Origin of the sequence: Leifsonia sp. SIMBA_070, assembly GCF_046534635.1 — a bacterium.
Classification (GTDB): domain Bacteria; phylum Actinomycetota; class Actinomycetes; order Actinomycetales; family Microbacteriaceae; genus Leifsonia.
This window is the reverse complement of the sequence record NZ_JAWRYK010000838.1, coordinates 1-241: the sequence shown is the minus strand read 5'-3', so window position 1 is coordinate 241 and position 241 is coordinate 1. Positions and strand designations below refer to the sequence as shown.

The following is a 241-nucleotide window of genomic DNA, read 5'->3' as shown; positions in this document are numbered from 1 at the left end:
CCCACAGACACTCGTCGCATTTGGTGGTCTCGACATCATCGCGGCCGCCGACGGCCTGACCCTTGATTCGCAGAACCGGCCGATCGTCCCCACCGACATCAGCGGTGAGATCTTGCGGGTCAACGGCCCCAACCAGTTCTGTGCCCTGGCCTCCGGCCTCCCGGCGTCGAGCGTGGTGTCCTACGGCCGCAGCGATTCCGGGTTCTCCAAGGGCAGGCTGTTCCGAGCCGGCTTCGACGGC

Annotated in this window: 1 protein-coding gene; it reads left to right on the top strand. The window is 66.8% G+C overall.

All coding sequences use genetic code 11. The features are described 5' to 3' along the window. The coding region (locus SB754_RS22575; protein WP_410784505.1) for a hypothetical protein at positions 1-241 on the top strand (241 nt) is incomplete at both ends.